This window comes from Arthrobacter sp. NPDC056886 (assembly GCF_042788715.1).
In the GTDB taxonomy this organism is placed as follows: domain Bacteria; phylum Actinomycetota; class Actinomycetes; order Actinomycetales; family Micrococcaceae; genus Arthrobacter.
Window position 1 is genome coordinate 344,628 of record NZ_JBHUBT010000003.1, and the last position, 18,864, is coordinate 363,491.

Annotated in this window: 15 protein-coding genes; 12 read left to right on the plus strand and 3 right to left on the minus strand. The window is 67.0% G+C overall.

What is annotated here, in order from left to right; all coding sequences use genetic code 11:
- Positions 1–65: 65 nt before the first annotated feature.
- Positions 66–836, plus strand: coding sequence for a helix-turn-helix transcriptional regulator (locus ACFRJ8_RS07350; RefSeq protein ID WP_377985453.1), 771 nt, complete (start codon positions 66–68; stop codon positions 834–836).
- Positions 837–932: 96 nt separating this feature from the next.
- Here the strand turns inward: ACFRJ8_RS07350 and ACFRJ8_RS07355 are convergent, their stop codons facing one another.
- On the minus strand, positions 933–1,838 hold the full coding sequence (locus ACFRJ8_RS07355; RefSeq protein ID WP_377985454.1) for a DMT family transporter: 906 nt from the start codon (positions 1,836–1,838) through the stop codon (positions 933–935).
- 92 nt (positions 1,839–1,930) lie between these two features.
- Between ACFRJ8_RS07355 and ACFRJ8_RS07360 the strand changes: the two genes are divergently transcribed.
- On the plus strand, positions 1,931–3,172 hold the full coding sequence (locus tag ACFRJ8_RS07360) for a cysteine desulfurase family protein (RefSeq protein WP_377985455.1): 1,242 nt from the start codon (positions 1,931–1,933) through the stop codon (positions 3,170–3,172).
- On the opposite strand, the gene ACFRJ8_RS07365 is transcribed toward ACFRJ8_RS07360, so the two are convergent.
- Positions 3,151–4,407: an NAD(P)/FAD-dependent oxidoreductase gene (locus tag ACFRJ8_RS07365; protein ID WP_377985456.1), complete on the minus strand. Its 1,257-nt coding sequence runs from the start codon at positions 4,405–4,407 to the stop codon at positions 3,151–3,153. The genes ACFRJ8_RS07360 and ACFRJ8_RS07365 overlap by 22 nt on opposite strands.
- A 237-nt stretch (positions 4,408–4,644) precedes the next feature.
- On the opposite strand from ACFRJ8_RS07365, the gene mnmA reads away from it, so the two are divergent.
- The 7 genes from mnmA (at position 4,645) to ACFRJ8_RS07400 (ending at position 13,265) form a co-directional block, all read left to right on the plus strand.
- Complete coding sequence (gene mnmA / locus ACFRJ8_RS07370) at positions 4,645–5,757, plus strand: tRNA 2-thiouridine(34) synthase MnmA (RefSeq protein ID WP_377985457.1); 1,113 nt, start codon at positions 4,645–4,647, stop codon at positions 5,755–5,757.
- A gap of 286 nt (positions 5,758–6,043) precedes the next feature.
- A complete protein-coding gene (locus ACFRJ8_RS07375; RefSeq protein ID WP_377985458.1) occupies positions 6,044–7,672 on the plus strand; it encodes an ABC transporter substrate-binding protein in 1,629 nt (542 codons plus the stop codon).
- A gap of 134 nt (positions 7,673–7,806) precedes the next feature.
- Positions 7,807–8,898 (plus strand): ABC transporter permease, encoded by a 1,092-nt coding sequence (locus tag ACFRJ8_RS07380; RefSeq protein WP_377985459.1) that lies wholly within the window; start codon positions 7,807–7,809, stop codon positions 8,896–8,898.
- Positions 8,899–8,900: 2 nt separating this feature from the next.
- Positions 8,901–9,914 carry an ABC transporter permease gene (locus ACFRJ8_RS07385; RefSeq protein WP_377985460.1) on the plus strand — a complete coding sequence of 338 codons (1,014 nt, stop codon included), beginning with the start codon at positions 8,901–8,903 and terminating at the stop codon, positions 9,912–9,914.
- Complete coding sequence (locus ACFRJ8_RS07390) at positions 9,911–11,611, plus strand: ABC transporter ATP-binding protein (RefSeq protein WP_377985461.1); 1,701 nt, start codon at positions 9,911–9,913, stop codon at positions 11,609–11,611. Before ACFRJ8_RS07385 ends, ACFRJ8_RS07390 begins: the two co-directional genes overlap by 4 nt.
- Before the next feature lie 191 nt (positions 11,612–11,802).
- The gene (locus tag ACFRJ8_RS07395) at positions 11,803–12,219 is read left to right on the plus strand and encodes a chorismate mutase (RefSeq protein ID WP_377985462.1); all 417 of its coding nucleotides are present in this window, start codon (positions 11,803–11,805) and stop codon (positions 12,217–12,219) included.
- Between the two features lie 2 nt (positions 12,220–12,221).
- Positions 12,222–13,265, plus strand: coding sequence for a hypothetical protein (locus ACFRJ8_RS07400; RefSeq protein WP_377985463.1), 1,044 nt, complete (start codon positions 12,222–12,224; stop codon positions 13,263–13,265).
- 39 nt (positions 13,266–13,304) lie between these two features.
- On the opposite strand, the gene ACFRJ8_RS07405 is transcribed toward ACFRJ8_RS07400, so the two are convergent.
- Positions 13,305–14,012 carry a DUF4166 domain-containing protein gene (locus ACFRJ8_RS07405; protein WP_377985464.1) on the minus strand — a complete coding sequence of 236 codons (708 nt, stop codon included), beginning with the start codon at positions 14,010–14,012 and terminating at the stop codon, positions 13,305–13,307.
- Positions 14,013–14,192: 180 nt separating this feature from the next.
- On the opposite strand from ACFRJ8_RS07405, the gene mtrA reads away from it, so the two are divergent.
- The 3 genes from mtrA to ACFRJ8_RS07420 are packed head-to-tail and all read left to right on the plus strand — an operon-like array spanning position 14,193 to position 18,686.
- Complete coding sequence (gene mtrA / locus ACFRJ8_RS07410; RefSeq protein WP_277522792.1) at positions 14,193–14,867, plus strand: MtrAB system response regulator MtrA; 675 nt, start codon at positions 14,193–14,195, stop codon at positions 14,865–14,867.
- Positions 14,839–16,971, plus strand: a complete 2,133-nt coding sequence (gene mtrB / locus ACFRJ8_RS07415; RefSeq protein WP_377985465.1) for an MtrAB system histidine kinase MtrB — start codon at positions 14,839–14,841, stop codon at positions 16,969–16,971. The genes mtrA and mtrB overlap by 29 nt, the downstream gene beginning before the upstream one ends.
- Positions 16,968–18,686, plus strand: coding sequence for an LpqB family beta-propeller domain-containing protein (locus ACFRJ8_RS07420; protein ID WP_377985466.1), 1,719 nt, complete (start codon positions 16,968–16,970; stop codon positions 18,684–18,686). Before mtrB ends, ACFRJ8_RS07420 begins: the two co-directional genes overlap by 4 nt.
- Positions 18,687–18,864: the final 178 nt, after the last annotated feature.

The following is an 18,864-nucleotide window of genomic DNA, read 5'->3' on the forward strand; positions in this document are numbered from 1 at the left end:
CTCGATTTTAGAACGCGGCCCAGGAATTAAGCAATGATTCTTGTTTTTAGAGATATTCTTGGTTCATGACCAAACTTCCCTGGAACCGCCGGCTTGCGGCGGTCGCGTCCTTGGACGACGAGAACCGCAGGATGCTGTTTGACTACGTGGCCTCAGCTGCAGACGCCGTCGGCCGGGACGACGCCGCCCGGGCTTTGGGTCTGGCGCGGAGCACAGCCTCGTTCCATCTGGACCGTCTCGTGAAAGATGGGCTGCTGGTGGTGGAGTTCCGCAAGCTTGGAGGGCGGGAGGGCCCCGGTTCCGGCCGGCCCGCCAAGCTGTACCGGGCCGCCGTGGACGAGGTGGGGGCCTCCGTCCCGGACCGCCACTACGATCTGGCCGCGGAGTTGCTGGTCTCCGCGATCGAGGCCGCCACCAGCGACGGCGGATCGCCGCGGGAGGCCCTGCTCCGGGCCGCCCGCGCCAAGGGTCAGTCCGCGGTCGAGTCGGTAGCGCGTGCAGCCGGGCCCGAGCCGGCGGGGGCCACTGGCGTCGGGGATGCGGAAACCGCCGGCGGTCCCGCTGGCGACGGCCTGCTCGCGGACTTCTTGACGGGACAAGGCTACTGCCCGGCGGACGACGGCGCCGGGGGACTGGTGCTGATGAACTGCCCGTTCCATCGCCTGGCTGCCGGGCACACCGACGTGGTCTGTGCCATGAACGGGGCCTTCCTGGGCGGGGTCTCCGCGGCCCTGGGGATCGACCCTGGACGGATCGAAGCGCTCGCCATCGAAGATCTCAGGGCGCAGGGGGGCGCGCAGCCCGGGCAGTGCTGTGCCCGCATCCTGCCAGCCTGACTGTCCGGCTTGCCTGTATGAAGGCCCTGCCTGCCTGTGTTGCCGCGCTCTAGGGCCGGAGTGCCAGCATGTGTGACCCGGCATCTGGCGTCGCGGCTACCGGCCCCGCGCGCCCGCCGAAGAGGTGGCCGGGGCCCCGCGCCTGGGCCGGCCCTTGAGCCCGGTCAGCAGGACACCGGCGACCACCATGAGGCCGCCCACGATCTGCACGGGAGTGAGCGGTGTCCCCAGCAGCACTGTGATGATCGCCGTAAAGACAACCATCAGGTTGAGGTAGTTGCCCGCAGTCCCCGGCGGGGTGGTCTTCAGCGCCAGGTTCCACAGGAGGTAGGAACAAAGGGAGGGGAAGACGGCGATGTACGCCAGTGACCAGCCTTCGGCCGCGGTGTCCGGAAACTGCACGTGCATCGCGAGGGCCAACGGCGCCAGCGTCACGGTCGCGAACACCACCTGTACGGCGGTGGCCGAGATGGCCGGCACCTTCAGCCGGCGGGCAATGATCGTGTAGAAACCCCAGACGATGATCGCACCGATCATCAAGAGCTCGCCCGTGTTGATGGCGAAGCTGAATATGCGTGCCAGCTCACCCTGGGTCAGGACGAGCAGCACCCCCAGCAGGCCGAGACTGATGCCGAGCCAGCCCAGCCGGGTGGTCCTCTCACCGAGCAGGACAATCGCCATGACCACAATCAGGGCCGGGTTGGCGGCCGTAATGAGGGAGGCGTTCAGCGCGGACGTGTATCCGAGCGCGCTGTAGAGCAGCAGCGTGTAGCCGCTCATGCCCAGGACGCTCAGCAGGAGGAGGACGGGCCAGCGGCGCAGGACAGCGCGCCAGTCCGGCTTCTCAACGAAATGGGCCAGCAGCAGCAGCGGCACGGCGGCCAGGGTCCAGCGCCAGAAGGTCAGCTCCAGCGGGGTCATTGAGGCGACGGCGGCCTGCCCGACGACGTAATTGCCGGACCAGAACAAGGTGGCCAGCACAAGGTAGAGGGAGGCTTTCACCGCCCGAATCTACACCAGTCCAGTGCCCTGCCCGGTGCCTGCGCCCGTCGGCGCCGCAGCTGGGCAGCCGCGGCCGCAGGTAGAATTGGGCTGTGCCCGTCTACCTCGATCATGCCGCCACAACCACCCTCGCCCCGGAGGCGCTGGCTGCACTGACGCGCGAGCTGGCCCGGACGGGCAACCCCTCCTCGCTGCATGGATCGGGCCGTCGTGCCCGGCGCTCGGTGGAGGATGCGAGGGAGGTGCTGGCGAAGGCCGCCGGCGCCCATCCCTCGGAAGTGATCTTTACCTCCGGCGGGACCGAGGCGGACAACCTTGCGGTCAAGGGACTGTACTGGGCCCGCCGTGCCGAGGACCCGTCGCGTACCCGCATCCTGTGTTCCGCCGTCGAACACCATGCTGTGCTGGACACTGTCGAATGGCTCGAACGGCATGAGGGCGCCGAAGTCTGCTGGCTCCCGGTAGACGCCGCGGGCCTCGTGGACCTGGCCGTGCTTGAGGCCGAACTGTCCCGGGACCCGGCGTCGATCGCCCTGGTGAGCGTCATGTGGGCCAACAACGAGGTCGGCACCATCGAGCCCGTCGCCCGGGTGGTGGAGCTGGCCCACGCCGCCGGCGTGCCCGTCCACTCCGACGCTGTCCAGGCCTTCGGTTCCATCCCCGTAGACTTCCGCGGGACGGGCCTGGACGCCATGTCCGTCTCCGGGCACAAGATCGGCGGACCGGTCGGCGTCGGCGCGCTCATCCTGGGCCGGGCGGTGAAGCTGACCCCGGTCCAGCATGGCGGCGGGCAGGAACGCGACGTCCGCTCCGGGACCCTGGATACTGCCTCGATTGCCGCTTTTGCCGCGGCCGCCGAGGCCGTCGCCGCGAAGCTCCCCGAGGAGGCCGCCAGGATCGCGGCCCTTCGGGACCGGCTGATCGAGGGCGTCCAGGAGGCCGTCCCCGAGGCCGTACTCCGGGGCGCCCCGGGCCCCGGCCGGTTGCCGGGCAACGCGCACTTCACCTTCCGGGGCTGCGAGGGCGACTCGCTGTTGTTCCTGCTGGACCTCGCCGGGGTCGAATCCTCCACCGGCTCCGCCTGCACTGCAGGTGTTCCGCGGCCCTCTCATGTGCTGCTGGCCATGGGCCTGGACGAGGACACGGCCAGGGGTGCGCAGCGTTTTACTTTGGGTCATTCCTCCACCGACGCCGACGTCGATGCCCTGCTCGCCGCGCTCCCGGGCGCCTACGCGCGGGCCCGCCAGGCCGGCATGGCCGGACATGAATCCAGCATCCAGACCGCCGGTACGGTCGCCCGTGAATCCGCCCGTCAGGCTTCCGGCGGGCGCTGATCCAGGAGCTGATCCAGTGGTACCGAGGAAGCGGCAAGCAGGTCCGGGCTCACGGCGGTCCGTGCGCCGATGAGCGCCTTGATCGCCTTCTGCGGCTTGGCGGCGCGGGGCCAGTTGACGTTCATCCCGGCGATCACCTGGCCGCCCCGCTGCCAGAAGGCAATGAACTCCTTGTCCGCAAGCGAACCGCGGATGACCGGTGGCCCCGCGACGAGCGTCGGGAAGCCCGAGTACTCCATGCTGACGTCGTACTGGTCGGTGTAGAAGTACGGGATGGTGTCCAGCGCGGCGTCGAGGCCGAGCATCGCCTTGGCGGCCACCTTGCCGCCGTTGAGGGCATTGGACCAGTGCTCGCTGCGGTGGTGCTCCCCGGTGAACGGCTGCAGGGCATTGGCGACGTCGCCGGCGGCGAAGACCCCGGGTGCCGAGGTCCGCAGCGACGCGTCGGTGAGGATGCCGTTCCGGATCCCGATGCCGGCCGCCTCGGCCAGGCCGAGCTCCGGCACCACCCCCACGGCGATGACCACGAGGTCGGCGGGCAGGACGACGCCTGCGTCGGTGACCACCCCGGTCACCCGTCCCGACCGCCCCTGGATCTCGGCAGCGGTTGCCGGAAGCCGGAACCGCACACCGTGGGCCTCGTGCAGTTCACGGAAGAAGCCGCCCAGATCCGGGCCGATCGCCGCGCCCAGCGGCACCTCCGCCCGGCCCAGCACGGTGACGGTGTTTCCGAAGGTGCTGGCGGCGGCGGCCAGTTCCATCCCGATCCAGCCGGAGCCGATCATGACCACATTCAGCCCGCCGTCGGCCAGGCGGGCGTGCAGGCGCCGGCTGTCCTCCACTGTCCGGAACGTGCCGACACCGTCGAGCCCGCTGCCGGGCAGGGGGATGGTCCGGGGCCGCGCCCCCGTGGCGAGCAGCAGGGAGGCGTACTCCAGCCGTTCGCCGCCGTCCAGAACCACGGCCCGGCCGGCCGGGTCCAGTTCCGTGACCCTTACGCCGAGCCTAAGGTCGACGTCGTTCGCGCCGTACCAGTCCTCGGGCGCCACGGGCAGGGCGTCGTCGCCGGCCTTGCCCAGCAAGTACTCCTTGGACAGCGGCGGGCGCAAGTACGGCTGGTGGGACTCGGCGGCCACCAGCACCACGGGGCCGGCGAATCCCTCCGCCCGCAAAGTTTTGGCCGCCGTGCCACCGGCCAGTCCGCCGCCCACGATCAGGATGTCTTCAACAGCCATGTCCGCTCGATTCCCGGGTCTGCTCAATTCCCATGCCCGCGCGCTTCCGATTCTAAAACCGCTTGTCTTGACGCTAGAAGCCGGAAGCGGCCCCGTCAAGGCCTTTTGGGGAGGATTCGGCGTGGCGATAGAATGGCATGGCAGGCATTGTGCTATTTCCGCGGTTGCAGTGAGGTAATGCAGCAGTGAACAGCAGCCCCGGTGCCTGCGACACCCTGAACCCTAAAGAAAGCCAGTATGCGAGTTCTTGCAGCCATGAGCGGCGGCGTTGATTCCGCCGTTGCCGCCGCCCGCGCCGTCGAGGCGGGGCACGACGTCGTCGGCGTCCACCTCGCGCTGTCCCGGATGCCGGGTACCCTGCGAACCGGCAGCCGCGGCTGTTGCACGATCGAGGACTCCCGTGACGCCTGGCGTGCCTGCGATATCCTCGGGATCCCGTACTACGTCTGGGACTTTTCCGAGCGGTTCAAGGAAGATGTGGTCCAGGACTTCATCGATGAATACGCCGCCGGCCGCACCCCCAATCCGTGCATGCGCTGCAACGAGCGGATCAAGTTCGCCGCCCTGCTGGAGAAGGCTATTGCCCTGGGCTTCGATGCCGTGTGCACCGGCCACTACGCCAAGGTCATCACCGACTCCGACGGCAACCCCGAGCTGCACCGCGCTGCGGACTGGGCCAAGGACCAGAGTTATGTGCTGGGCGTGCTGACCCACGAGCAGCTCAAGCACTCGATGTTCCCGCTCGCGGAGACGCCGTCCAAGGCCGAGGTCCGCGCGGAGGCTGAGCGCCGGGGCCTATCGGTGGCCAACAAGCCCGACAGCCATGACATCTGCTTCATCCCCGACGGCGACACCGCGGGCTGGCTCGCCGAGAAGATCGAAATGACCACGGGTGACATCGTGGACGAATCCGGTGCGAAGGTCGGCGAGCACCCGGGGGCCAACGCGTTCACCGTGGGCCAGCGCCGGGGGCTAAAGCTTGGCACCCCGGCCGCGGACGGCAAGCCGCGGTTCGTGCTGGAGATCCGGCCCAAGGAAAACAAGGTGGTGGTGGGTCCGGAGGCGCTGCTCGCCATCGACGAAATCCGCGGCATCAAGGTCTCCTGGGCGGGGCTGCCCATCGCCGAGGTGGCCACTTGCGAGGAGTTCGACTGCTACGCCCAGGTCCGTGCCCACGGCGACCCTGTCCCGGCCCGCGCGCACATGGCGGGGGACGAGCTGGTGGTCACCCTCACCGAGCCGTTGCGCGGAGTGGCCCCCGGCCAGACTGTGGTGCTTTACCAGGGCAGCCGCGTGCTGGGCCAGGCCACGATCGATGCCGCGCGCTCACTGCAGCGGGCCGCGCTCTAGACGCCCGCCGCACCGACTCCTACGAAGGGCTCCGCCATGCGGCGGGGCCCTTCGTCGTATGCCGCACGGCAGCTGTGCCCGTGACTCTGCCGAAGATCCGGGCGGAATCCTGAAGAAAATGAGAGAAACCTTCGAATCGTGTAAATTTTGTGTCTCAACTCACAAAATGCAACGATTCACCGAATGGTTGTCTGGTTGAATCTAGGAATCAGCAAAGCGTGCCGCCCGACGAGTCACTCGTTTCACTTCGGGCTGCGCTAGAACGCATCGAACAGAAAGTTCACAGATGGCAATGAACAAAAAGGCCTTGCAGAGCGTTATCGCGCTCGCCGGGGTTTCCGCCTTTGCACTGACGGCCTGCACGGGACCGTCCGGCGGCGCTGGCGGGTCATCAGCCGCCGCAAGCGGTCCAGTCGCCTACGGCACCACGGACAAGGTCACTGCTTTGGACCCGGCGGGCTCGTACGACAACGGTTCGTTCATGGTGATGAACCAGATCTACTCCTTCCTGCTCAACTCGAAGCCAGGCAGCGCCGATCCGGTTCCGGACCTGGCCGAATCCGCGTCCTTCACTTCGCCGACTGAATACACGGTCAAGCTCAAGCCGGGACTGAAGTGGGCCAACGGTCACACACTCGACTCCAAGGACGTCAAGTTCTCCTTCGACCGGCAGACCAAGATCAACGATCCTGCTGGCCCCGCCAGCCTGCTGGCAAACGTGGAAGGCGTCACCGCCCCCGATGCCAACACCGTTGTCTTCAAGCTGAAGCTGGCCAACGACCAGACCTTCGCGCAGATCCTCAGCAGCCCTGCCGCGCCGATCGTGGACGATGAAGTCTTCCCGGCCGACAAGCTGCTTGACGACGACTCGATCGTCAAGGCAAAGGCCTTCTACGGCCAGTACACGATCGACACGTACAAGAAGAACGAGCTGATCAGCTTCAAGGCCTTCCCTGATTACCAGGGAGTCCTCGGCAAGCCGGCCAACGACGCCGCCACGATCAAGTACTACGCCGACCCCACCAACATGAAGCTGGACATCCAGCAGGGCAACATCGACGTGGCAAACCGCAGCCTGAGCGCCACGGACATCGATGACCTGAAGAAGGACTCCAAGGTCAAGGTCAACGTTGGCCCCGGCGGCGAAATCCGCTACATCACGTTCAACTTCGACACCATGCCGTTCGGTGCCAAGGCTGCCGACGCCGATCCGGCCAAGGCCACCGCGGTCCGCCACGCCATCGCGAACCTCGTTGACCGCCAGGCCATCGCGGACCAGGTCTACAAGGGCACCTACCTGCCCCTGTACTCCAACGTTCCCAACGGTTTCCTCGGCGCCAACGAGTCGTTCAAGGACGCCTACGGCGACGCCGGCAAGCCCAGCCTGGACAAGGCCAAGAAGGTCCTGGCCGACGCCGGAGTGACGACGCCCGTGTCGATGAACCTGCAGTACAACCCGGACCACTACGGCAAGTCCTCCGGCGATGAATACGCCATGATCAAGGACCAGCTGGAGAAGTCCGGTTTGTTCAAGGTCAACCTGCAGTCCACCGAATGGGTCACGTACAGCAAGGCAAGCCGGGCCGATGAATACCCGCTGTTCCAGTTTGGCTGGTTCCCGGATTTCAGCGACGCCGACAACTACCTGACCCCGTTCTTCCCGGAGGGCGGCTTCCTGAAGAACCACTACAACAACCCCACCGTCAACGCTCTGATCAGCAAGCAGCTCACCACCGTCGACAAGACTGAGCGCGAGTCCACGATCAAGGATGCGCAGAATGCCCTCGCCAAGGACATCTCCACGCTTCCGTTGCTCCAGGGCGCGCAGGTTGCCATTTCCGGCAGCGGTGTCAAGGGTGTGGATACCACTCTCGATGCCTCCTTCAAGTTCCGTTTGGGAACTCTTTCCAAGTAAGGCTGCATCTTTGCGGTTCTGACCGGCCTGCGAGGCGGGGCGCCCTCGAGGCGCCCCGCCTTTGCCGGTCATTGCCGCACCTTGCATTTCACGCCGGCCGGCCCATGGCCGCGAAAGCACAAGCTTAGGTACCAATGACAACTTTTGTAGAGGCGCCGCCAAGCGACGCCGACGGACTGCTTCCGTCCAAGAAAAAATCCTCGGGTGGGGGCCTGGGGACCTACATCCTGGTCAGGGCCTTCCTGATCATTCCGACCATTTTCATTCTCGTGACTCTGGTCTTCTTCCTGATGCGGGTCATTGGCGACCCCATCACCGCCGCCCAGGGCGGCCGGCTTCCCCCGGAGGCGCTGGCGCAGCGCATCCACGAAGCCGGCTACGACCGTCCGATTTTCGTGCAGTACTTTGAATACATTGGCCAGTTGGCGACCGGCAACTTCGGCACCACCATCACCGACCGCCGCCCGGTCGTCGAAATGGTCTTGACCTTTGGCGTGGCCACGCTGGAACTGGCCATCAACGCCCTCATCGTGGCGCTGCTGGTCGGTATCCCGCTCGGGCTCATCTCCGCCTACAAGCGCGACAAGGCACCCGACGCCTTCCTGCGGTTCTTCGCCATCCTCTGCTACGCCACCCCGGTGTTCTTCGCCGGCCTGCTGATGAAACTGACGTTCTCCGTGGGGCTCGGCTGGTTCCCCGTCGCGGGCCGGGCCTCCACCAGGACCGAACTGGCCATGGGAAGCCTGGCCGCACCGACCGGGATCTACTGGCTGGATGCGCTGCGCAGCGGCAACATGGCTGCATTCGGCGACGTCGCGTCCCATTCAGTCCTCCCCGCAGTAACCCTCGGGTTGCTGACGGCAGGGGTCTTCCTGCGGCTGGTCCGGACCAACGTCATCGGCACCCTCGGCAAGGACTATGTTGAGGCCGGAAGGTCCCGCGGCGTCAGCAATTACCGGCTCGTGACCAAGCATGCCTACAAGCCTGCCCTGATTCCGATCATCACGGTCATGGGGCTCCAGATTGCCCTCCTGCTGGGAGGTGCCGTCCTCACGGAGTCAACGTTCGAGTGGAAGGGCCTCGGCTACCAGCTGGTGCAATACCTGAACGCCCGCGACTTCGTCGCTGTCCAGGGCATCGTTGTGCTGCTGGCGGTCATCGTTGCCGTCACGAACTTCATCGTGGACGTCGTCGCAGCCCTGATCGACCCGCGAGTGAGGTACTAGCCATGAATGCAACCACAGTAAGCGGGCGCAAGCAGCCCCTCATCTACCGCCTGCCGGTAATTTCGCATTTCCGGACCAGCGTCGGGCTCCAGCGCGGCATGCTCGTCACCGGCTTGGTGCTTTCCGTCGTTTTCTTGCTCACGGCAGTGTTTGCGCCGTGGATCGCGCCCTACGGCTTTGCCCAGCTCAGTGACGCCGCGGGTCCCTTCCCGGCACAGCAGCCTCCCAGCCCGGCCCACATCTGGGGCACCACGGTGAGTGGCTATGACGTCTATTCCCGCGTGCTCTGGGGCGCCCAGACGGCCGCGGTGGTCATCATCGTCGCCGTGGCCATGTCGATCTTCCTCGGCGTGGCCCTCGGCCTCCTCAGCGGCTACTTCGGCGGCTGGCTGGACCGGATGCTGGTGGTCATCGCCGACGCGATCTACGCCTTCCCGTCACTCCTGCTCGCCATCGTGATGTCAATCGTCATTAGCCACGGCCAGTCCAGTTTCTGGGGAGGAATCGTTGCCTGCTCCATCTCCATCTCCGTGGTGTTCGTCCCGCAGTACTTCCGCGTGATCCGTGCCGAGACCATCCGGCTGAAGGCGGAGCCGTATGTCGAGTCAGCCAAGGTGGTGGGCGCCTCCAGCGTCCGCATCATGGGCCGCCACATCTTCAAGAACGCAACCCGCACGCTGCCGCTGATTTTTACGCTGAATGCGTCCGAGGCGATCCTGACCTTGGCTGGGCTTGGCTTCTTGGGCTTCGGCATCGAGCCGTCATCCGCAGCCGAGTGGGGCTACGACCTGAACAAGGCCATCGCCGACGCCTCCTCCGGCATCTGGTGGACGGGCATCTACCCCGGTACGGCGATCGTCCTGACCGTCCTTGGGCTGACCCTGGTCGGTGAGAGCATCAACGACCTCAACGATCCCCGCCTCCGCGGCCGCAAGAAGGCTGCCTCGGGCAAGGGCGGACCCGACTCAACCGCCGGTGCCCAGGCCGCACTCGAAGCAGAATCGAGAGTTCTATGACCATCAACATCGACAAGCCCGGCCCGGTCGCAGGGCCGGTCCTGGACATCGACAGCCTCAAGGTCACGTTCGCCACTGATGCCGGGGACGTGTACGCCGTGAAGGACGTCAGCCTCAAGGTCAACCCCGGCGAGGTCGTGGCCATCGTTGGCGAATCGGGATCCGGCAAGACCGTGACGGCCAAGACCATCCTGGGGCTCCTTCCGGAGACTGCCATCAGCCAGGGCGCGGTCCTGATCAACGGCAACAACGTCATCAGCGTCAGCGAGGCCAAGCTGCGGGAGATCCGGGGCCGCGACGTCGCCATGGTGTTCCAGGAACCCTCCACAGCCCTTAACCCGGTCTTCACCGTGGGCTGGCAGATTGCCGAAGGCATCCGGGCGCACGCCGGCACGAATGGCAAAAAGATCTCCGCCAAGGACGCCAAGGCGCGGGCCGTCGAAGCCCTCCGCAAAGTGGGGATTCCGGAGCCGGATACCCGGGTCAACTACTACCCGCACCAGTTTTCGGGGGGCCAGAAGCAGCGCGTCGTCATTGCCGCCGCGTTGGCCCTGAACCCCGGGCTCATCGTGGCTGACGAGCCGACCACCGCCCTGGACGTCACCGTCCAGGCGGAGATCCTGGAACTGCTGCGGGACCTGCGCGATAAGTACGGGACGTCCATCGTGCTGATCACGCACAACATGGGCGTTGTCGCCGACCTCGCCGACCGGGTAGTGGTGATGTACCAGGGCGACGTCGTGGAGGAGGCATCCTCACGGGTGCTGTTCGCGGAGCCCAAGGAGGACTACACCAAGAAGCTCCTTGCCGCCGTCCCGCACCTTGGCCGCAACTCCGCGTCCGAAGGCATGGTGGAACGCGCCCACCAGGGCGGCAAAGTGCTGGTCGAAGCCAAAAACCTGACCATCGAGTACCCGGGACGGCTGGGCACCCCGGCCTTCAAGGCGGTCGACGGCGTCAGCTTCACTGTGTCCGAAGGCGAAGTCTTCGGCCTCGTGGGGGAGTCGGGGTCCGGCAAGACCACCATTGGCCGGGCCATCGCCGGGCTCAACCGGACCACGGGCGGCAGCCTCAAGGTGCTGGGTTACGAAATGCTGAACTACAAGGAACGCACCTTCAAGCCGCTCCGCAAGGAGATCGGCTTCGTGTTCCAGGACCCGGCGGCCTCGTTCAACCCGCAGCTGACCATTGGCGACTGCGTGGCGGAGCCGCTGATCATCCACTCCAACCCGTCCGCGGCCGAGGCGCGCAAGCGGGTCGGTGAGCTGCTCGAGTCAGTGCAGCTGCCGGCGTCGTACGCTGACCGGTTCCCGCACGAACTCTCCGGCGGGCAGCGCCAGCGTGCCTCCCTGGCGCGGGCGCTCATCCTGAACCCGAAGCTGCTCATCGCCGATGAGCCGACCTCAGCCCTGGACGTGTCCGTGCAGGCTGTGGTGCTCGAACTGTTCAAGGAGATCCAGCAGGAGTTCGGCTTCGCGGCCCTGTTCATCAGCCATGACCTCGCCGTGGTGGACATGCTCTCCCACTGGGTGGGCGTGCTCTACAAGGGCAAGATGGTAGAGCAGGGCCTCGGCAACCAGGTGATGGGCAACCCGCAGCACGGCTACACAAAGAAACTCATCGCGTCCTTGCCCGTTCCGGATCCCGACGAGCAGGCCAGGCGCCGCGAGGCGTTCAAGGCCGTGCTCCACAGCTAACGGCTAACGGCCCGGTCCGATTCAGCGCGGGGCCGGGCTCGTGCCGAGCCACTGCTAACTGGGCATGCTCACCGTTCGACACGAACGGGGGGCATGCCCATTTGGCGGGCCGGCTTCATCTGACCCGGCGGGCGCCTGCAATGGCGCTTAACAGCGGGAGGCATTAGCTGCCGTGCCCATAGACTGGGTCAATGACCGAGCAGAACCTCAATCTTCCTGAAACCGATTCCTACGACCCGGCGGCAAGCTCCCTGGCCGGTTCCGTGGATCCCGCGGTAATGGCGGAGCTGTTGTCGATCCGCTCCAGCATCGACAACATCGATGCCACCCTCGTCTTCCTCCTCGCCGAACGCTTCAAGGCAACCCAGAAGGTCGGCTTCCTCAAAGCCGCGCACAAGCTCCCCGCCGGGGACCCGGGCCGCGAAACGGCGCAGATCGCCCGGCTGCGGCACCTCGCTTCCGAGGCCCACCTTGATCCCGCCTTCGCGGAGAAATTCCTGAACTTCATCATCGGGGAGGTCATCCGCCACCACGAGGCCATCGCCGAAGACCACCAGGCCGCCCAGGCCTCCGGCTCCGCGAACGCCAACCGCGCCGCAGACGCCTAGCCATGGCCGGAACAGACTCGGCCGCACCCGGCCAAGTGACCGCGACGGGCCTTGGCCCATGGCCCGGCGAGGACCCGGCCGAGGCCGCCCGCATCATCCGCGGTGAATTGGGCAGCCCGCACCTGCCGTTCCTTGCCGAACTGCCCGAGCGCGGCGTCGGCTCCGACGCCGTGGGCCGGACCGCCTCTTTGCTCGTGGAACTCGCCATCGACGTCCAGCCGCATGGATGGCGGCTCGTCGACCGCCCGGGCAAGGACCTGCAGCGGGCCAAATCGGCCCTGTCCACCGACATCAACATCCTGGCGGACGTTATCGGGGCCGAGGAAGCGCCGTCGGAAGATATCAAAATCCAGCTGCGCGGGCCGCTCAGCCTTGCCGCCGGCCTGCACCTGCACAACGGGGAGCGGGCCCTGCTCGACTACGGCGCCCGCCGGGACATCGCGGCCTCGCTCGCAGCGGGCGTGGAAGGCTACCTCAAGCGGGTGGCAGAGGCTGCCCCCGGAGCCCGGATCGTGGTCCAGATCGATGAACCTGAAATTGCCTCGGTACTGGCCGGCACCATTCCCACCGCCAGCGGCTACCGGACCCTGCGCTCGGTGTCGGGCCGGGAAGTCACCGAGTCCTGGCAATTGGTGATCGACGCGCTCCGGGCCGCAGGCGCTGTCGAAACCGTAGTGGCCGTCTCCGAGGTCGAGGCGCCCTTCGAGCGGATCCTGGCGGCAGGCGCGGACGGAATCGCCGTGCCGCTGCGGGCCCTGACCTCGCGGCAGTGGGAACAGCTCGCGGGCGCGGTGGAGGCAGGCAAGCGGCTTTGGGCCGGCGCGCTGGACGTTGCCGAGCCCGCCGCGACGCTGCCAAGGGTTGCCGACGTCGTGGAAAACGTGTGGCGCCCGTGGCGGCAGCTGGGTCTTCCCGCGTCCACGCTGGGGGCGCTGCGGGTCACGCCGTCGGAGGGTCTGGCACGGCACTCTCCGGCCGCGGCGACGGCGGTCCTGACCCGGCTGACCCAGGTGGCGGACGGCCTCAACCAGCTCGCCCTCGGCTAGAGCAGCCGCTGGGACTGCCGCGGCTGCCGGCGTCGGGACTTAGACCCTGCTCTCCCAGCCGTCCGGACGGGCGTACCCGGGAAGGTAGCCCGGCGTCGCTACAGCGCCGGGGTAGGGCTCGAGCCGGTAGTCGAAATGGCCGGCATACACCAGCACCAGGCCGAGTTGGGGCTGGATCACCTTGACTTGGATCCGGTGCCGCCCGCCGTCCTGCGGCTCCCACCACTGCTCGGCGTAGGCCTTTGCGTCGAGGGCGTCCGGCAGCGGTATCCGGAGAGGTCCCAGAAACAGCCGGGACGCCTCGGACACACCGCGGAGCCGGCCCTCCGGCGTGACGCTGAGATTGAGGTCGGTGGCGAGCCGCCGGAACCTGCCCACGTAGTCCACCAGCCCCTGCCGGGGCCCGGAGTCGTCGAAACTGGTGGTGTCGTGGAACAGCCGGGTGGTTCCGGGGAAGAAGATTTCCCGCCGGGCCGTCAGGCTTGACCTGCCGAACGGGTCCAGGTGGGCGTGGTTCTCGATCCGGAAGCGGATGCCCTCGCCGTATTCGGGGAAGAAGGCCTTCTCGCCGGTGGTGAGCCGGAGCAGGGGACGCAGCCACGCCTGCCGGCAGCCGACGACGTCGAAGACCCCCTCGCCGACGCCGTAGTGGCCGGAACCCGGTGCCAAGGCGAAGTATTCTTGAAGTTCCGGCTGCAACCGGTCAAAGTCGCGGCCCAGGGCACGCTCGTAGATGGGGGTGTTCACGGGTTCCTCCTGCGGTCCGGGCCGGTTCACGGGGCCTGTCCACAGCATGCAGGACAACGCGGCAATTGTCACAGCGGCCTGTGCAGCGGCGGGGCTCCGGCGGCGGTGGCAGGCGCGTCTGCGCCATGCCGTTGGGCCGCCCGATACGACAAAGCCAATTCAATGGGGGAATATATAACTATGAAGGCACGCATTCTGGTAGTGGATGATGACGAGGCGCTCGCCGAGATGATCGGTATTGTGCTGCGCAATGACGGATTCGAACCCGTCTTCTGCGCGGACGGCGGGCAGGCGCTGGACGTGTTCCGCGCCTCCAAACCGGACCTCGTCCTGCTCGACCTCATGCTTCCGGGAATGGACGGCATTGAGGTCTGCCGCCAGGTCCGTGCCGAGTCCGACGTCCCCATCGTGATGCTCACCGCCAAGTCGGATACTTCCGACGTCGTCCGCGGTCTCGAGTCCGGGGCCGATGACTATGTGCCCAAGCCGTTCAAGCCCGCCGAGCTCGTCGCCCGGGTCCGGGCCCGGCTCCGTCCGGGTGACCAGAAAGCCCCGGAAACCCTGCGGATCGCGGACGTCACGATCGACGTGGCCGGCCACCTGGTCAGCCGGGGCAACGACCGGATCTCCTTGACGCCGCTGGAGTTCGACCTCCTGGTCGCACTCGCCCGCAAGCCGTGGCAGGTGTTCACGCGCGAGCTGCTCCTGGAACAGGTCTGGGGCTACCGGCACGCTGCCGACACACGGCTGGTCAATGTCCATGTCCAGCGGCTGAGGTCCAAGATTGAACGTGACCCCGAAGCCCCCGAAGTTGTATTGACGGTCCGTGGTGTCGGCTATAAAGCAGGTTCCTGAGCCTGGGGACCGCGGTGCCCGGCAGGCCATAGCCACCGACACCGCGCCCGACACGACGCAGGCCATAGCCACCGAGACTGCGCCGGACACGGCGCCTGATAGGGCGCCGGCGGAGTCATCCGCCGTGTCAACCGCAAAGTCAATGGCAGAGCACTCCGTACCGCGCGGGCCCGGAAAGCGGCCGGCCGACGGCGCGCCGGGCCTTTGGCGCGGATACGCCTTCCGGACCCGGTTGTGGGCAAAACGCGCGAGGATCGTTGGCGTCCGGGTGGCGCGGCTGGTCCGCACAGGGATGCAGCGTCTCTTGCCCGGCATCCGGTACCTGCTGCGGGCGGTGCACCGGAAGTGGCGGCGTTCGCTGCAGTTCCGCACCGTCCTGACCACGCTGCTTCTGGCCATCGGTTCGTTCGCGGTGGTAGGCGCTTACCTGTCCAACCAGATCGCCAACAACCTGTTCCAGGAACGGCTCGCCCAGGCCGAATCCGAGACGCGCTACAACGTCAAGCAGGTCCAGGACACGTTCGACGGCGCCCAGGTCACCGACCAGTCCAGCGTCATCACGCTGGTCTACGACACCCTGAACGCGGTCGAAGGCCGCGGATCCGTGATCCAGCGGCGCTACGTCTTCGAGGCAATGCCGGAGCAGACCAAGCCGCGCAACCGTTGGGTTGAATCCCGGGCCTCTGACCAACTCACCATCGGCGTCATCCCTCCGGACCTGCGCAAGGCTGTGCAGGACTCGGGCAAGGACCAGTACTGGGCGTCCACGCAGTTCCCCGTGGGGACCGAGGACCGGCCCGGCATCGCCGTCGGCAACAAGGTGACCTTCAACGGCACCGTCTACGAGCTCTACCTCATCTATGACCTCAACACGGCGCAGAAGACGCTGGACGAGATCCAGAATGTCCTGCTGGCCGGCGGTGCCCTGCTGGTGCTCATGATCGGCGGCGTCGCCTGGTATGTCACCCGCAACGTGGTCAGCCCGGTCAGCCATGCCGCCGTCGTCTCGGAGAAGCTCGCGGCCGGCCAGCTGCAGGAGCGCATGGTGGTCAAAGGCGAGGACGAGGTCGCCCGGCTTGGTGCCTCGTTCAACCACATGGCTGCAAGCCTGCAGGAACAAATCACCCAGCTGGCCACGCTCTCACAAATGCAGCAGCGGTTCGTCTCGGATGTTTCCCACGAGCTCCGCACTCCGCTCACCACCGTGCGCATGGCCGCGGAAGTGCTCTATGACGCCCGCGAGGACTTCGATCCCATCAACAAGCGGTCCGCAGAGCTGCTCTACAACCAGGTGGAACGCTTCCAGTCGCTCCTGGCGGACCTGCTGGAAATCTCCCGCTTTGACGCCGGCGCAGCCACCCTCGACGCCGAACCCACGGACATTGTGCAGCTCGTGGCTCACGTGATTGAGGGCGTGTCGCCGGTCGCCGCCGAATACGGGTCCGCCGTCACCCTCAACGCCCCGGCCGGCAGCGTCATTGTCGACATGGACGACCGCAGGATCGATCGAATCCTGCGCAACCTGATCCTGAACGCCCTCGAACATGGCGAAGGCCGGCCGGTGAACGTCTCCGTGGCCGCCAGCGACACCGCGGTCGCCGTGGCCGTACGGGATCACGGCATCGGCATGACGCCGGCTGAGGCGGCGCGCGTCTTCGACCGGTTCTGGCGCGCCGATCCAGCCCGTGCCCGCACCACCGGCGGCAGCGGACTGGGACTGTCCATCGCCGCCGAGGACACGAAGCTCCACGACGGCTGGCTGCAGGCCTGGGGGAGCAAGGGCCACGGGTCCAACTTCCTCCTGACCCTTCCGCTGCGCCGGGACGAGCCGATCACCAAGTCCCCGCTCCAGCTTGAGCCGGTCAACGTCGGACTCCCAGTGGCAGGCAGCCAGCGGACGGTGGTCCTGCTGGACCCGCCGCGGACCGGGCAAGCGCCGGCCAGCGCGTCCGGGGCCCGCGGGACCATGGCCGACGGTTTCACCGACGACTTCACTGAGGACTTTGCTGGGGACACTACTGGCGGCGGCGGCACCGTCGGCGAGGCAACTGCGGCGGGCGGCTCGGCCGGCCACCGGGAAACCGGGATGGAGGGCAGGGCATGAGTGGGGTACCGGGCAAGTTCAGCCGCGTGGGGGCCGCACTGCTGGCACTCGTCCTGCTCCTGCTGACCTCCTGCGCCCAGATTCCGCGCTCGGGGCCGGTGGGCAAGAGCACCGACGAGAGCGCGGGAAACCCCAACGCCCCGGTCTTCTTCCCGGCTGCACCGCGTCCCGGCGCAGGACCCGAAGCAGTGATCGAGGACTTCTACCTGGCTGGCAGCGGCTACGAGGACGACTACGCCGTGGCCCGGCAGTACCTCACCCAGGCCTCATCGGTGACGTGGAAGCCGGACCAGCGGGCGCTCGTCTTCCGGAAGGCCGCCGTGGTGGCCACCGGCGTCGAAAACGTCTTCAACTACCAGCTCGACGTCGCGTATTCGGTGGACGCCGACGGGGTGGCCACGCAGCTTCCGGAGGGCACTACCGAAAACATCCCGGTCACCCTGACCCAGGTGGATGGGGAGTGGCGAATCTCCGATCTTCCGGACGGCACGGCCATTCCGGAAGAGACCTTCAAGGTCATCTACGGTGCCTACCCGATCTACTTCTACGACCCCACCTTCACGTATGCCGTGCCCGATGTCCGGTGGTTCATCCGGAAGAAGACGGTCAAGGCCATGACGAGCGCCCTCTTGGGCGGCCCCGCTCCCTACCTCAAGGGCGCCGTCGTCAGCGCGTTCCCGTCGGGCATCAAGCTGGCCCGCGAGTCCGTGCCCGTGGTCTCCGGAGCCGCCCAGGTGGATCTCACCGCCAAGGACCTGGTCGACGCCTCCAACGAGGACCGGCTAAGGATGCAGACGCAGCTGGCCCTGACGTTCCGCAGCCAGCCGGATGTCATCAATGTCGAGCTCCGGGCCAATCAGGATCTGGTGCGCGTCGAGGACAACGGCACGGTCCTGCCTCCGGTCCGGGACGAAAGCGTCCCCGCCTACCAGATAGCCGTCAGCAACCATGACCTGGTCCGGTACGAGAACAACAGGCTGTCACCGCTGCCGGACATCCGGTCCGTCGCGGCCCTGTCACCGCGGGCGCCGGCGGAGTCGATCGAGTCGCAGGCCGCCGCGTTCCTCAACGCCGCCCGCACCACGATGTACTCGATCGTTCCGGGCCAGCCCGCCAGGGCACTGACCACGCGGGCTACGTTGTCCCGGCCTTCGTTCGGCCGCTACGACTGGGTCTGGACCGCCGGCCCGGGTGCCGGCGGCGCCACCGAAGTGGTGGCCTACCGGCCGGTCGGTGTGGCGGAGAAAGCCAGCGTACCCACCGTGACCCTGTCGCCGGCATGGCTGGCCGGCCGGACCGTCAAGGAGTTCCGGATCTCCCGGGACGGCACACGTGCCCTTGTCATTTCGGAGCAGAAAGGCAAGAGCAAGGTCCAGATCACCGGGATCATCCGGAACGCGGACGGCACCCCGAGGGATCTGACCCCGCCCCTGACCCTCCTGACGCCGCGGAATCCGGACCAGGGAGTCTGGGTGGATGACACCACGGTGGCGGTCATGAAGGCTTCCGCCAGCGATGCCGTCACGCCCGAGTTGTTGTCCTTGGGCTCGGCGCAGCCGCAGCAGCTGGCGCCGTGGCCCGGGCTGACGGCCCTCAGCGCAGGCAACGGGACATCCGAGATCTACGGCCAGTCCGCCGAAGGAATCTTCCAGCGGCTGGGCAACGGGTGGTCACCGCAGCTCAAGGGCCCCACCGACCCGTCCTTCCCGGGCTGACCCCGTCCTTTGCGGGCTGACCCCGTCCTTTGCGGGCGGACCCCCGGGCCATCGGCGACGCCGGTGCGTCCGTCTGGGCGGGGTTCTATCCGTCATCGCCGGTGAGCGTCCGGGCCGGCGTGGGCGCCGGAGACGTGTTCCACATAGCGGCCCGTCCACCTAGCTGGTTGTCCACATA

Excerpts from the sequence above, each read along its gene's own strand:
- ACFRJ8_RS07350 (WP_377985453.1), top strand. The coding sequence starts at position 66 with ATGACCAAACTTCCCTGGAACCGCCGGCTTGCGGCGGTCGCGTCCTTG.
- mtrA (WP_277522792.1), top strand. The coding sequence starts at position 14,193 with ATGAAGGCACGCATTCTGGTAGTGGATGATGACGAGGCGCTCGCCGAG.
- ACFRJ8_RS07375 (WP_377985458.1), top strand. The coding sequence starts at position 6,044 with ATGGCAATGAACAAAAAGGCCTTGCAGAGCGTTATCGCGCTCGCCGGG.
- ACFRJ8_RS07385 (WP_377985460.1), top strand. The coding sequence starts at position 8,901 with ATGAATGCAACCACAGTAAGCGGGCGCAAGCAGCCCCTCATCTACCGC.
- ACFRJ8_RS07420 (WP_377985466.1), top strand. The coding sequence starts at position 16,968 with ATGAGTGGGGTACCGGGCAAGTTCAGCCGCGTGGGGGCCGCACTGCTG.
- ACFRJ8_RS07380 (WP_377985459.1), top strand. The coding sequence starts at position 7,807 with ATGACAACTTTTGTAGAGGCGCCGCCAAGCGACGCCGACGGACTGCTT.
- ACFRJ8_RS07395 (WP_377985462.1), top strand. The coding sequence starts at position 11,803 with ATGACCGAGCAGAACCTCAATCTTCCTGAAACCGATTCCTACGACCCG.
- ACFRJ8_RS07400 (WP_377985463.1), top strand. The coding sequence starts at position 12,222 with ATGGCCGGAACAGACTCGGCCGCACCCGGCCAAGTGACCGCGACGGGC.
- ACFRJ8_RS07365 (WP_377985456.1), bottom strand. The coding sequence starts at position 4,407 with ATGGCTGTTGAAGACATCCTGATCGTGGGCGGCGGACTGGCCGGTGGC.
- mnmA (WP_377985457.1), top strand. The coding sequence starts at position 4,645 with ATGCGAGTTCTTGCAGCCATGAGCGGCGGCGTTGATTCCGCCGTTGCC.
- ACFRJ8_RS07390 (WP_377985461.1), top strand. The coding sequence starts at position 9,911 with ATGACCATCAACATCGACAAGCCCGGCCCGGTCGCAGGGCCGGTCCTG.